Origin of the sequence: Asticcacaulis sp. W401b (assembly GCF_046503825.1) — a bacterium.
In the GTDB taxonomy this organism is placed as follows: Bacteria; Pseudomonadota; Alphaproteobacteria; order Caulobacterales; family Caulobacteraceae; genus Asticcacaulis.
In genome coordinates, this window is sequence record NZ_JBKFEE010000002.1 from 298,867 (window position 1) to 312,675 (window position 13,809).

Below are 13,809 nucleotides of genomic sequence, written 5' to 3' on the forward strand. Positions count from 1 at the left end.
ACGCTTCGGGCTCCTGTAAACGCGACGAATGACCGAAAACAGCTTTTATACGCAAAGCACCCTGCTTCAAGCCCTAAACGGCTGGGGCCTGTTGCCGCGGACCACTGAACATGAGGCGGTGTTTCGCGTCGGTGAAGGCGAAGGGATCAAGGATACTCTCCCCGGTGCCCACAGCAAAAACCTGTTCCTGAAGGACGATAAGGGGCAATTGTGGCTGATCAGCGCCGAGCAGCAGACGCAGATCAATCTAAAAGCCCTGCCGAAAGTCATCGGGTCCGGGCGTCTGAGCTTCGGTTCTGAGGAACGCCTGTATCAGGCGCTGGGCGTGCGACCGGGTTCGGTGACGGCGCTGGCCCTGATCAACGACCCGGAGCACAAGGTCAGATTTATTCTTGATCAGCGGTTGTATGACGCTGAGATCGTCAACTTCCACCCGCTGATCAATACGGCGACCACGGCGCTCGATCAGGCCGATTTCCGGCGTTTTCTGGACAAGCTGGGCCGCAAATACCGGGTTATCGACTTTTCGGACGTGTAGATGTTTCCCCACCTGACCCACGGCCATCGCAAGGTGCTTGAGGCGCTGGTCCGCCACGGGACGGCAGCGCGTGCCGAGCTGGCCGAGGCGTCGGGCTATACGCGACCGGCCGTGACCAATCTGGTGCGCGACCTGATGGATTGGGGACTGGTCGAGGAAGATAACGGGGCCTATGTGCACACCGGACGCCGGGGTCAGCCGCAAAAGCCGGTGTCGCTGCGGTCGGGCGCGGCCTATGCCTTCGGTATCGGCTTTACAGCCGGAGCGCTCGATCTGGTGGCGATGGATCTGGGCGGTCGGGTGGTCGGCCGCACGCGCACGCCGCTGGTCGAACCGACGCCGCGCGCCGTGCTGGAGGCCGTGCAGCAGCAACTGGAAAGCGCCTATGGCAAGAGCCACGTAGTGCGCTGGCGGCAACTGGGCTTCGGTATTGGGGTGCCGGTGGACCTGCCACCCGAACAGGCGCAGGCGTGGACTCTGGCCTATCGCCGCGAGGAGCTGATCAGCTATTTCGCCAACAATCTTGAAGGGCCGGCCTTTATCGAAGCCGAACCTCTGGCCTGCGGCATAGGTGAGCGCGTCTTTGGCATTGGCGCGCGCTATCAGACCTATCTGATCGTGCATATCGGGCTTGAGATCGGTGGGGCGCTGTTTATCGAAGGGCGCCCGTTCCGGGGAGGGCAGGGTATGTCGGGGGCGGGACAGATCGGGCAGTTTTTCAGCGAGGCGGAGTCTCCGGATGGCCGCGACCTGATGAAGGCTCTGACCACCGCCGGGTTCGGGGTGGGCGACCTTAGCGATCTCGATATCCTGCCCGAAACGGCGCAGGGCGTCATTGATGACTGGACACACAGCGCGGCCGCGCGTCTGTCGGCGGGTCTGGCCAAACTCAGCCCGTTCCTCAGCCCCGATGCCATCATCCTGACGGGCCGCCTCAGCCCCTCAATCCTCAAAGCGCTGGCCGAGGCGATGCAGTTGGGCGAGGGCGCGCCGGTGGTCGAAGCCTCGCGGCTGGGTGCGTTTCAAACCGCCATCGGCGCGGCGGCCCTGCCGGTGTTTTGTAACCTGCTTCCGCAGGGGTAAGTCCGTAAGCCTTATCGGAACTTCGGAACAGGGTCGAGTTGTCCACCCCAAAGTCAATGGGCCTTGCCTGACGACAACAGAACCCAGTATGCAAACAAAATAACATTGGAAAATAAAGGAAACGCGCCATGTTGACACGTCGGGGAGCACTCTCAGGTGCATTGAACGGCGCGGGTCTGGCCACTGCTGCACTCGCCGTTCCAGCGTCTGCGGCTGAAAAGCGAGATAGCTTACGCCTGACGCGGTTGAAAGCCAATCTGTGTGACAACCCGTTAGGTGTAGAAAATCAGGATGTTCGCCTCTCATGGCAGTGCGCCTCCGCGCGGCGGGGAACGATGCAGATCGCCTGGCGGATAGAGGTCGCGTCAAGTGACGCAAACCTTCGGGCCGGCCTTGCCGATCTCTGGGACAGCGGCCGTGTTGAAAGCGATCAGACGTTTGATGTCATTTACGCGGGAAAGCCACTCGGCTCGCGCCAGAGGGCGGTCTGGCGGGTTACGGTGTGGGACTGTCACGGACGTGTCGCGACAAGCGCACCCGCCTTCTGGGAGATGGCACTGCTGTCACCAGATGACTGGCAGGCCCAATGGCTGGCAGCGGAAGATGCCGATATGCGCGGGGATCGTGAAGCCGGTCTCTATTGGGTTACGGCTGATGCGCCATCGAAAGCTCCGTCCTGTCAGGTCCGGCTGGTCTTTGGTCTCGAGACGGATGCCGAAACAACCCTGATGACGATTTCCTCGACCTCTTACGAGGCTCGAATTGATGGCAGCCTGATTGATCTGCCGCCTCGGCCTGCCAATGCTTGGGGGCCGCGAGGTGTGGTCGAAACCGTACGGACACTCAAAGCTGGAACGCATGTTCTGACCCTAAGTCTGAAAGGGGAAAAACCCCAGTGTGCCATGTTGGTGCGCGCCCGGTTGCGCGACGGTCGGGTTGTCCGTTTTGACGATCTAACCGCCCGTGCATCCTCAGAGCAACCTGAAGGCTGGACCCGGCCGGATTTTGATGCGTCGGCATGGCGAACGGTGAAGCGTTCGGCGCGTGAAGATCAACCTTTGCAGGGTAAAGGCGCTTTTTTGATGCGCCGCGATTTTTCAGCCACGGATGCGGTGGCTCAGGCTCGGCTGTATGTGACGGCCTTGGGCGCCTACGAGGCCTATATCAATGGCAAGCGGGTCGGAGATGCCCTGCTGGCCCCCGAATCCATGGACTTCTCCAAACGCATCCTTTACCGCGTCTTTGATGTGACAAAGATGGTCGGACGCGGGGCAAATGTTATCGGTGCCATGGTCGCCGATGGCTGGTATGGCAGTTATACGTCACCTCAGGGTCGTTTTGCTTTTGGCAATCCGCCCCTGCGCTTTATGGCTCAGTTGGAACTGACCTACTCAAGCGGTAGGGTTGAGCGCGTCGTCACGGATCAGAGCTGGATGATCAGTGCCTCTCCTATCCTCAAGTCAGATATATATGACGGCGAAGACTATGATGCGCGTCGTGAGCAGCCCGGTTGGGCCGCGCCGGGGTTTCACCCGGACGCGAATTGGTCGCCTGTGGCGATTGCCCCGTCGGTGACCGGAAAGCTTCAGCCGACCGTGAGCCCGCCAATACGACGCATGGGCCTGTTGAAGGCGAAATCCCTTAAAGCTGTTAACGGGAGCTGGGTGGTTGATTTTGGCCAGAACTTTGCGGGCTGGGCGAAAATAAGAGTAAACGGTATCGCCGGGCAAAAGGTGACCCTGAAGTTTGCCGAAATACTCAAACCTGACGGCAGTGTTGATCAGACCAATCTGACCCTACTTAAACACCGTTTTTGGGAAAGATTTGTATAAACAATGGGATATTGGCACTGATTTCGGTGTTTGCACTACATTTTAAGGGTTTGCGGAGGCTGTGTCAGGCGGCCTCAGATTTCAGGTTCGGGGGCAGTGCAATGCCGGCCGCCTGGAAGATGGTTCCGACCTGGCCCCGAACGCTGGTGCGGCCGGTGATACGCTTGCCATCCTTTTCGATGGTGGCCTCCTGAAGGCGATCAAGATCGCGTAGCAGGTCCTGCCATTCGAGCTTCACGCCCTTTGCGGCGCAGAGGTCCGCCAGTTCCTTCTGCAGCAGCAGAGCCAGGAAGGAACAGAAGATGTGCCCGCGGATAGCTTCGTCGGATGAGTGATAGATCGGCCGGGTTTTCATGACCGCCTTGGCGCGGCGGAACAGTTCCTCGACCTTCAGAAGGTCACGATAGCGCAGGACGGCCAGCAGCGGATTAATCTTGGTATTGGTGCGCAGGACGAAGATGCCGTCATAACGGGCCTCCTCTGCAAGCTTGCCGGCATCGATCTCGAAGGCCGGCTTATCATCGCCGCGGTCAGTGACCTTCAGGTATCGGCGATAGCCCTTGTTGCCGACCAGGGCCTTGTCCCCGCGCTTCAACTGGGTCTGCAGGCCCTCGACGATCGCTTGGCGATCCATCCGGTCCTTCTCGGCTTCAGCCTCATTGCGACAGACGATGTAGCGCTCGCCTTCAGCCATGACCTCCTTGATAAACAGTTGTGTCTCGCCCTGAGTGCGTTCGATCAGCAGGGGGACAAAGGGCTGGGTGTCGTCCATCACCGTATCGCGCACGATCTTGCTTGAGCGCTCGCGCGCCCCCAGGATATATTCGAGCTTGCGCGCCTCCAGGGCGGCAATGGTCGCCTTCGAGATCATGCCGCGATCGGCTACCACACAGACACGTCCAATGCCGAAGCGCTTTTGCAACCGGTCGACGATCGGAAGGAGCACGGTGCTGTCGGCGGTATTGCCAGGCATCATCTCCGAACAGATCGGACGGCCAGTGCCATCGATGACCACGGCCAGAACCACCTGCTTCAGATCGGGGCGATAATCCTTGGAATGGCCATGCGCGCCGAGGCTGTCGCCGCCTTCGCCATAGAAGGACAGGGTCGTCGTATCCATGAAGACCAGGGACAGATCTGTAAACAGATCGCGGCGTCGATCGAACAGGGTCTCCTCGATCACGTCCTTCACACAGCGTGGTGCCAGGGCTCCCTCCGCCTTTTCCTCGATCTCTTCCCCCAACCACGCCACCGCACGATAGAGGTGATGCAGTTGCAGGCCGTCTATGCCGTCGATCTTGTAGTCGCTCATCCACTTCTCGCAGGACCGATCCGAACCGGAGACGAACAGGCGGTGCAGAACACTGACGAACACGGCACGTTCAACGGCGAACTCAAAGGCGCGTTTGGCCAGTTGGTCGCGAAGGACGTCGCCAATGCCCAGGCGCTCCCACAACCGGCCGAATAACAATGGGCCGCCGATGCGCGTCGAAGCCAACTCACCGTTATCGATCTCGGATAAGACAAGGTTACGGTCCGAATGTTGAGCCATGGACGCGATCAGGCGATCGAGATCGCCTGACAGCAGTAACTGGTCTTTGCGTCCAAGGGGGCGAATTAGACGCTGACGCACCTTGCCATTCTCGCGGTAGGTCTCCGCGAGATAGAGATATCGATGCCCGCGGGCGACCTTTTCAACGACAAACATGATTCCGTTGTCACCTGAGAATCGCCGGAAATCAATACAAATAAGGGCATTGATGAAAATATGTTTTCACTACACATTATGACGGGGCCAAAACGCGGCTCAATAAATACAACCACTTACGCGAAATGTTCACCGCATGTTCCGCCTGCGCTGTTTAAGTAGGGTCTGAGAGCCGCACTTGCCACAGATACCTATGTGCTGAAGGGCGACCCGGCGGGTGAAGTCTGGGAGCCGCGCTTCACCTATCATGGCTTTCGATATGTCGAAATCTCCGGCTTATCAAACGCGCCGACGCCTGATGACGTTATGGGCGTCGTCATCCACAGCGACACATCAAGAACCGGGCATCTGCGCATCGGCCATCCAATTATTCAGACCCTTTGGCAAAACAGCCTGTGGAGTCAGAAGTCGAATTTTATGGGTATTCCTACGGACTGTCCTCAGCGCGACGAACGCTTGGGATGGATGGGGGATGCGCATGTCTTTTGGGACGCGGCGGCCTTCAATATGGATGTCGGCACCTTTACGCAGCGCTGGATGGCTGACGTCCGTGATGCCCAGTGGCCGAATGGGGCTTTTGCCTTTATCTCGCCTAACAGCATGCGCGATACTGCCCCAAACGAGGCCTCACCCGGGTGGGCGGATGCCGGTGTCATCCTGCCCTGGACCACGTGGCAACGGTACGGCGACACTGAGGTTATCAACCAGAACTGGGAGGCTATGTCCGCCTATACTGGCTATATCGCCACTCTTAGCGATGACGGCATTTGGAGTAAGGGCCACGGATGGGATTTCGGAGACTGGCTGGCGCTCGATTCTCGCTGGCCCGGCGATCATACGACGCCACCCGACCTGATCGGGACGGCCATGTGGAAGCATTCGACGCTGGCCATGATGGATATGGCGAAGGCGACAAAACGGCAGAAGGCTTTAGAGGACTACACGCGTCTGGCGGATAAGATCGACGCGGCCTTTGCCAAAGCCTTTGTCCATTCGGACGGGACCGTCGGCAATGGCTCCCAGACGGGTTACATTCTGGCGCTGCGCTATAATCTTGTGCCGCCGCAATTGCGGGCCGAAGTGGCCGGAAGGCTGCATGATAATATTGTAAGTCGGGGCCGCTTATTGACTACGGGCTTCCTTGGCACACCCCACAGCCTCGACGTACTGGCCGACAATGGCTATGCGTCACTGGTGTATGACCTGTTGCTACGTACAGAATACCCTTCCTGGGGCTATATGGTCATGAAGGGGGCGACAACGACCTGGGAGCGTTGGAATGGAGATGCTGGCGACATCTCAATGAACTCCTTCAACCACTACGCGCTTGGGGCGGTTATTGGTTTTGTCTATCGCCGCATTGCCGGAATTGACCCGATCGAACCGGGCTTCCGTCGTTTCCGCTTCAATCCGGTACTTGATCGCCGCGTCGCTTCCGGAGGCGCGCAGTATGATGCCGTATCCGGGCGTATTTCAACCGACTGGACCCTGAATCCGGAGGGTCAATTCAGGCTCAAGCTCAGTGTGCCGCCCAACACCCGCGCCGAAGTTCATTTACCTGCTACGAATCAAACGAATATACGCGAAAACGGCAAGCCTCTCGCGTCACAGTCATTGGGCATTGTTAATGGCCGAATGGTTATCGAGGTCGGACCGGGAGACTATGATTTCGCCGTAAGGGCGTGAAGCCTTCAGTCTTCAATGTCCCAAAAATCTTGTTAGTTGCGCCTTTCATCAAAGACTTCAGGCGTCCTGCACAGAGTCCTTGATAAACCCATCACATCGCTTCAGCGACCAGCATGGCTGCGGCCATGGCCCCCAGAAGGCTCAGGAAGGTCACAAACCCCACACGTGTCCGCGTCACGAGGCGGCGGCCCAGTTGCCAAACGGCGCGGACCTGACCGGCAAGGTGCACTTCGCAAGCGCGCATGATCATCAGTCGCGGCTTGAGGAAGGGATCAAAGCGCGCAGGCAGCTCTATGGACTTTTGACTGACCACATAGCCGGCATAGCAGGGCGTTTTGTGCGTGGTCATGGACAGCTTGTAAGGCTCATCCGCGCAGCCGAAATCGACGCGCTTGATGCTCTCAGACGCGGCAGCCTTCAGGATATCGAGCGACAAAAGGATACCGGGGCTGTGGCGCGCGGCGCTGCGATCGTAGGCGGGGAACCACAGGTGCAGGTCGTCTGAGGTACACAGGCCGATCTCGGCGGCGATAATGTCCGTGCCATCCCGATAAACGCCCGCCATCAGGCGCAGATCGCTATCCTGGCGCTGCGCCAGTGCGTATAGAACTTCGCGCGTCCAGCCGCAGGCGAACACATCGTGCAGGCCGGTGCGGGCGTACTGATGGCGCTTTCGCGTAATCACCCAATCGATAACGACCGCGGACGCCGCTTCCCACGAAAAGCTCAGTTGCGGATAGGTGGCGTCCAGATTGCGGCGGCAGCGTTCAGCGTTACGGAAGAACTTTTTCTGCTGACTGCGCTGTTCAGTATAATAGCCGTCAAACCCGCCCGACAGATCGGCATACAGCCGCTCACGTACCTCGCCTGCGGTGAAGGCGCTGTCTGCGCCTAACCAGCCAGCCACTTCGAAACGGTGCAGGTCCAGCGCCCGCAACACGGCGCGCAGGTCAATGCTGACATCGGGCAGGGAGATCAGGCTATGGAAATCGGTCAGGGGGGCGCCCAGCGGCTGCGCCACCCGCCCGCGCATCTGAAGCGGCAGAAAGCCCACGGTGCGGCTATGGCGCTGGAGGCGGATAAGGCGCGCCAGAGGCACGACCGGGAACAGCGCTTCGACATAGGCCAGCGTGCAATAGGGGCTGTCGAGGGCCGGATTGAGAGACACGGCCTCGGCCCACAGATGACGATCTGCGTCGGATAGCTGCGCGGGGGTCGTTATCTCTACGCTCAGCCCGTTCATATCGTCTCCCGCACCACGCTCCGCGTCCTTTTGCGTCAAACCTGACACAAAAGGGTTAGCATTCCGATTACAGGGGCGAAAGACCGGGGGCTCTGTGGCCAGGGAGATAAACGGACCCTAATCTTTTTCGTCCGGAGTTGTGAGCAGGATATCCGCATAACCATGCTCAGTCAGCCAGCGGCCAACCTTCAGCCAACCATTACGGTTCACATTGAAACGCAGATAGTCTGCGGTTCTGTTGATGCGTGGATCGGCTCCTTTTTCCAACATCAGAAGGGCCGTGTCCTCAAGAAAGGCCATCATCAGCGGCGTGCTTCCGTCATCGGCAATCGCATTCAATTCTGCGCCATTTTCAATCAGGTAGGCTATAAAATCAGGCGTCAGGGCTATTTCGTGCAGAATAGTCTGTCCCTTTGTATCCCGGCCGTTGATATCCGCCCCTTTTGCCAGCAATAATTTCAGGACAGAGATTTTATCTTCGTCTTTGGCGTTTGAACGTCTGACGTATAGAACGGCATCCGAAGAGATGTCCGGATTATAGGGCAAAATCATTTCGACAAGCGCCAAACAACCCGACTCTACGGCACCCAAAAAAGCATCATTGACCTTGTTATGATCCGTTTTACCGCTCGTTTTCAATGCGCCCAAACCGATCAGCCGATACGCGACGGGTTCCCGACCAGCGGTTAGGCTCATGTCCAGAAGAGATCGCGCCTTGTCGGCATCTTTGTCGTAGAGGACGTGGTCGAGGGGTGTGCCAAGGTCCATCAATGACAGAATGACCGCATTTTCAACGCGGGGGTTCGCCGCTGTTTCGATCAGGAATTGACCCGCTTTCACAGACTGAAAATCGAAGCCATTGATCTTGAGTTGTTCAAGAGTCTCAAGGCCAGGTATTTCCCAAAAATTCAAATTGGCCGCCTGCATAACCTCCTGATGCAGTGTCTCCAGTGCCCTCGGTTTACCGGAATCGTTGTTTGAATAGTCTGTTACGGATTTTTTCTGTCCACCCAAAACTATAGAGAGCGACAGGCTTGAAGAGGCATGGGTGATTGCGTTGGGCGATTTCCTGTATGTATCGCGCAGAGACCAGAAATCTGCCGCTTTCGCCTTTTCAAGCAGGGCCCGAACGCTTGACGCCTCCACCTTGTAGGCCTGTGGACCCAGCGGGTCATTCCTGCGAAAAGATTGATACACCGCACGTCCGTCGCCATGCAATTCCACCCGATAGGGGCTGTAACTGGCAAACCACGGGCGGTTCTCCTGAACGATGACAAGCTGATCCGGGTCGCCTTTCGGGGCAGGTCGATACTGACGCGGTTGTTCTTCTTCATTAATGTTGAACGCAATAGCCACGCGACTGGGTTTGCCTTCGTAAAAATAGGGATCAAAGCGCCAGTTACCGACGTCTTCTAGGAATGCCCGTCGCTGAGGGGTCATGACCGGGTCCTGAGCCCTGTAAGGTGGCGTAATCGTAGCGCAGGCGACACGTCCGTCTTCCGAAACAATGACGGACAGCTCAAACCCATACATTTTCAACCCGTTGTACGGGTAGATGAGGGGAGAGATCGCAAAGTGCGCCCTCAAAGGCGCTTCTTTTATGAGGAAGCTAGGAGCCTGCTTTTCCTCTTCCATGGAAAAGGTAATCGGCGGTTTCGGTAATCCCTCAGTGGCATTTTTTTCACAGGCTGGAGGCGTTGCGAATGCTGAAGATGGCGTCAGTAACGCAGTCAACGTGCCAATCAGTCCAATGACGGACAAGAGTTGCATGGCTATCCCCCTTATACCCTCGCTAAAATCTAGCAGAGGTCGTATCAGAGGGCTACCGCCTCATTCCACCGTCACCGACTTGGCGAGGTTGCGCGGCTGATCTACGTCCGTGCCCTTATGCACGGCGGTATGGTAGGCCAGAAGCTGGATCGGCACCGCATAGACCAGAGGCGCAACGAAGGGGTCACAGGTCGGGCCCTTGACGATTTTCAGCGTTTTGGCGGCGTCACCGGACAGGGCCGGGACCTTTTGCGGGGCGTCTGTGATCATCACCACGCGGCCACCACGCGCGGCGACTTCCTGCACGTTGGAGGCTGTCTTTTCAAACAGTTCGTCGTCCGGCGCGATGACCACCACCGGCGTGTTTTCGTCGATCAGGGCGATGGGGCCGTGCTTAAGTTCGCCGGCCGCGTAGCCCTCGGCGTGGATATAGGAGATTTCCTTGAGTTTCAGCGCGCCTTCCAGCGCCAGCGGATACATGGCCCCGCGCCCCAGATAGATGACGTCGCGCGCCTTCGACAGTTCGTAGGTGATGCGCTGCACGTCCGGGTCCATCAGCAGGGCCTCGGCGATCAGGCCGGAGGTTTCCAGCAGGCATTGCACCAGACGCGCCTCTTCGGTGGCGTCGATACGGCCGCGTTGCGCGGCGGCCGCGACGGCCAGAGACAGGAGCGCGGCGACCTGCGCCGTGAAGGCCTTGGTCGAGGCCACGCCGATTTCCGGCCCGGCGTGGGTGGGCCACATCAGGTCGGCTTCGCGCGCCATGGTCGAGGTGTGCACATTGACGAGGGCGGCGGTTTTCAGACCTTCGGCCTTGCACCAGCGCAGCGCCGCCAGGGTGTCGGCGGTTTCGCCCGATTGCGACACGGCCAGACCCAGCGTGCCGGGCGTCATGGCCGGGGTGCGGTAGCGGAATTCAGAGGCCACTTCGACATCGACGGGCAGGCCCGCGACCTTTTCAAAGGCGTATTTGGCTATGCAGCCGGCATAATAGGCGGTGCCGCAAGCGATGATCTGGATGCGCGCGACGCTGTTGAAGTCGATGGCGGCCTTGATGTCGGCGCGCGCTGACTTGGCCACCGGATCGAGATAGGCCGAGAGGGTGCGCTGCACGCTTTCGGGCTGCTCGTGCACTTCCTTTTCCATGAAGTGACGATAGGCCCCCTTTTCCACCAGCGCCGCCGAAGCCGAAACGGTGGTGATGGGGCGGTTGACGCGGAAACCCCTGGCGTCATGGATGTCGGCGGCGTCCTGGGTGAGCACCACCCAGTCGCCTTCTTCCAGATAGGTGACGCGGTTGGTGAAGGGCCCGACCGCCAGCGCGTCGGAGCCCAGGAACATTTCACCCTCGCCCCAGCCGACGACCAGAGGTGAGCCACGACGCGCGCCAAACAGGGTGCGGTCTTCGCCTTCGACGATAATCGCCAGCGCATAGGCCCCGTTTAGGCGGTCCAGAACGGCCTTGAAGGCGTCCTTGGCCTTGAGCCCGCTTTTCAGCGTCGCATCAAACAGATGCGCGATCACTTCGGTGTCGGTGTCGGAGCTGAACACATGGCCAGCGGCGATTAACTCGGCCTTCAGCTCGGCAAAATTCTCGATAATGCCATTGTGCACGACGGTGACCGGGCCGGAGGTGTGCGGGTGGGCATTGGCCACCGTCGGCGCGCCGTGCGTGGCCCAGCGCGTATGGCCGATACCGACCTGCCCCGACAGCGGCGTCTCTTCAACCACGGCCTCCAGTTGGCGGATCTTGCCTGCCGCGCGTCGGCGTTGCGTGCCTGCCTCTGTGACGACCGCGATACCGGCGGAATCATAGCCGCGATATTCGAGGCGACGCAGGCTTTCGATCAGGCGTGGGGCCGCTTCGGACAGGCCGATAACACCGATAATGCCGCACATGGACAAGGCTCCATAACAAGGGGGAGGGGCTATTTGCGTGTTTTGAGTAGCAGACAGATTTTTAAAATGCTATGAAATTATTTCACAACGCGTTAAACCCTTTGCCTTAAAAGGGTCACGAAAGCCGTATTTTAAGATGTTTGCGTCCAAAACACGGTAAATTTGCCATTAACACATTGCGTTTCGGTCTGTAACCGGACGCCAATCCCGATACAGAGTCTGGCCAATGAGTGAAAACAAGTGGGAAAAGCTACAGGCGGCGCTGGGGGCCACGGGCATTTCCATCAAGGACGTGGCCGAGGCGGCAGGCATTGCGCCGTCATCGTTGTTTCGCGCTTTGAGCGGTCAGACCAAGGCCCCGCGCGCCGAAACCGTCGATAAGCTGGAGGCGGCGTTTGTCGCCCTGACGACCGCCCGCATGGCCAGTTTTCGTGACACCCTGGCCCTCTATGGCTTCAACCCGATCAAAAACCCTAACGACCTGATGGCTTCGCACATGAGCACCCTGAACCGCACCCGCAAATATTTCGGCACCGATGGCATCCGGGGCCGCGTCAACAGCTTCCCCATGACCGCCGAAGTCGCCTATCGTGTCGGCATGGCGGCGGGCAAGATGTTCATGTCTTCGGACAATCGCCGGCATCTGGCGGTGATCGGCAAGGATACGCGCCTGTCAGGCTATATGATCGAACCGGCGTTGGTGGCCGGGTTTACGTCGGTCGGCATGGACGTGCGCCTGTTCGGCCCGCTGCCGACACCGGGTGTGGCTATGATGACGCGTTCGATGCGCGCCGATCTGGGGGTGATGATCTCGGCCTCGCACAACCCCTATTATGATAATGGCATCAAGCTGTTTGGACCGGATGGCTACAAGCTGTCGGACGAGGTGGAACTGGCCATCGAAGCGCGCATGGACGGCAATATTCTGGACGGTATTGCCGATCCGCAATATCTCGGTCGCGTGCAGCGCGTCGATGATGCGCAGTATCGTTATGTCGAAATCGCCAAGGCGACCTTCCCCAAGAACCTGCTGCTCAAAGGGCTGCGCATCGTTATCGACTGCGCCAATGGCGCGGCCTATAAGGTGGCCCCGACCACGCTTTATGAGCTGGGCGCGGAAATCTTTTGCCTGGGCGTGTCGCCCGACGGCATGAATATCAACGAAAAGTGCGGCTCGACCCAGCCGCAGGCCATGGCCGAAAAGGTCAAGGAGCTGCGCGCCGATATCGGTATTGCGCTCGATGGTGACGCCGATCGTCTGGTTATCTGCGATGAAAAGGGCACGATTGTCGATGGCGATCAGATTATGGCCATCATCGCCACCAGTCTGGCGGCCAAGGGTCAGTTGAAGGGCGGGGGTCTGGTGGCCACGGTGATGTCGAATCTGGGCCTTGAACGCCTGATGGCCTCGAAGGGCCTGACGCTGGAGCGCACCAAGGTCGGCGACCGCTATGTGATGGAAAAGATGCGCGAAGGCGGCTTCAATCTGGGCGGTGAACAGTCAGGCCACGTCATCATGCTGGACCACGCAACGACGGGTGACGGCCTGATCGCCGCGCTTCAGGTGCTGGCCGTGCTGGTCGAAAGCGGCCGCCCGATGAGCGAGCTGGCGCGTCAGTTTGAGCCGGTGCCGCAGTTGCTGAAGAATGTGCGCTTTACCGGCGACAGCCCGTTGAACCGCGAAGACGTCAAACAGGCCATTGCCGATGGCGAAGCGACACTGAAAGGCACGGGTCGCGTGCTGGTGCGCCCATCGGGCACCGAACCGCTGATCCGAGTGATGGCCGAAGGCGACGACGCGGCTCAGGTGCGCGCCGTGGTCGATCAGATCATCGGGGCCATAGCGGGGTGAGCAATCGAACGATCCGGGGGATCGTTCGATATGCGCAAGACGCCGTAGGCACGGCGCAGCGAGCGCGATCCAAGACCCCCACCGCCACATCTCGCCGCCTTTGGCGGCTCGTGCGGTCCTCCTCCCCAACGCGTTGGTGAGGTATAAGGCGTGCAAAAACAAAAAAGGCCGGAGCGCGAAGCTCCGGCCTTTCTTATT

Annotated in this window: 9 protein-coding genes; 5 read left to right on the forward strand and 4 right to left on the reverse strand. The window is 59.1% G+C overall.

The window, feature by feature from the left end; genetic code table 11:
- Positions 1–28: 28 nt before the first annotated feature.
- The 3 genes from ACK8OE_RS06105 (at position 29) to ACK8OE_RS06115 (ending at position 3,453) form a co-directional block, all read left to right on the forward strand.
- A complete protein-coding gene (locus ACK8OE_RS06105; RefSeq protein ID WP_410271819.1) occupies positions 29–538 on the forward strand; it encodes a prolyl-tRNA synthetase associated domain-containing protein in 510 nt (169 codons plus the stop codon).
- Positions 539–1,621 (forward strand): ROK family transcriptional regulator, encoded by a 1,083-nt coding sequence (locus ACK8OE_RS06110; protein WP_410271820.1) that lies wholly within the window; start codon positions 539–541, stop codon positions 1,619–1,621.
- Between the two features lie 128 nt (positions 1,622–1,749).
- Positions 1,750–3,453 (forward strand): family 78 glycoside hydrolase catalytic domain, encoded by a 1,704-nt coding sequence (locus ACK8OE_RS06115; RefSeq protein ID WP_410271821.1) that lies wholly within the window; start codon positions 1,750–1,752, stop codon positions 3,451–3,453.
- A gap of 64 nt (positions 3,454–3,517) precedes the next feature.
- Here ACK8OE_RS06115 and ACK8OE_RS06120 read toward each other — a convergent pair whose 3' ends face one another.
- Positions 3,518–5,161 carry an IS1634 family transposase gene (locus ACK8OE_RS06120; RefSeq protein WP_410271822.1) on the reverse strand — a complete coding sequence of 548 codons (1,644 nt, stop codon included), beginning with the start codon at positions 5,159–5,161 and terminating at the stop codon, positions 3,518–3,520.
- 165 nt (positions 5,162–5,326) lie between these two features.
- On the opposite strand from ACK8OE_RS06120, the gene ACK8OE_RS06125 reads away from it, so the two are divergent.
- Positions 5,327–6,847, forward strand: coding sequence for a family 78 glycoside hydrolase catalytic domain (locus ACK8OE_RS06125; protein WP_410272027.1), 1,521 nt, complete (start codon positions 5,327–5,329; stop codon positions 6,845–6,847).
- 91 nt (positions 6,848–6,938) lie between these two features.
- Here ACK8OE_RS06125 and ACK8OE_RS06130 read toward each other — a convergent pair whose 3' ends face one another.
- From ACK8OE_RS06130 to glmS, 3 genes are all read right to left on the reverse strand, one after another.
- Complete coding sequence (locus ACK8OE_RS06130) at positions 6,939–8,090, reverse strand: GNAT family N-acetyltransferase (protein WP_410271823.1); 1,152 nt, start codon at positions 8,088–8,090, stop codon at positions 6,939–6,941.
- Positions 8,091–8,207: 117 nt separating this feature from the next.
- Complete coding sequence (locus tag ACK8OE_RS06135; RefSeq protein ID WP_410271824.1) at positions 8,208–9,860, reverse strand: ankyrin repeat domain-containing protein; 1,653 nt, start codon at positions 9,858–9,860, stop codon at positions 8,208–8,210.
- Positions 9,861–9,920: 60 nt separating this feature from the next.
- Positions 9,921–11,759, reverse strand: a complete 1,839-nt coding sequence (gene glmS, locus ACK8OE_RS06140) for a glutamine--fructose-6-phosphate transaminase (isomerizing) (protein WP_410271825.1) — start codon at positions 11,757–11,759, stop codon at positions 9,921–9,923.
- A gap of 226 nt (positions 11,760–11,985) precedes the next feature.
- On the opposite strand from glmS, the gene glmM reads away from it, so the two are divergent.
- Positions 11,986–13,611 (forward strand): phosphoglucosamine mutase, encoded by a 1,626-nt coding sequence (gene glmM, locus ACK8OE_RS06145; RefSeq protein WP_290794074.1) that lies wholly within the window; start codon positions 11,986–11,988, stop codon positions 13,609–13,611.
- Positions 13,612–13,809: the final 198 nt, after the last annotated feature.

Coding starts and splice junctions, on each gene's coding strand:
- ACK8OE_RS06105 (WP_410271819.1), top strand. CDS start 29: ATGACCGAAAACAGCTTTTATACGCAAAGCACCCTGCTTCAAGCCCTA.
- ACK8OE_RS06115 (WP_410271821.1), top strand. CDS start 1,750: ATGTTGACACGTCGGGGAGCACTCTCAGGTGCATTGAACGGCGCGGGT.
- ACK8OE_RS06120 (WP_410271822.1), bottom strand. CDS start 5,161: ATGTTTGTCGTTGAAAAGGTCGCCCGCGGGCATCGATATCTCTATCTC.
- ACK8OE_RS06135 (WP_410271824.1), bottom strand. CDS start 9,860: ATGCAACTCTTGTCCGTCATTGGACTGATTGGCACGTTGACTGCGTTA.
- ACK8OE_RS06130 (WP_410271823.1), bottom strand. CDS start 8,090: ATGAACGGGCTGAGCGTAGAGATAACGACCCCCGCGCAGCTATCCGAC.
- glmS (WP_410271825.1), bottom strand. CDS start 11,759: ATGTGCGGCATTATCGGTGTTATCGGCCTGTCCGAAGCGGCCCCACGC.
- glmM (WP_290794074.1), top strand. CDS start 11,986: ATGAGTGAAAACAAGTGGGAAAAGCTACAGGCGGCGCTGGGGGCCACG.
- ACK8OE_RS06110 (WP_410271820.1), top strand. CDS start 539: ATGTTTCCCCACCTGACCCACGGCCATCGCAAGGTGCTTGAGGCGCTG.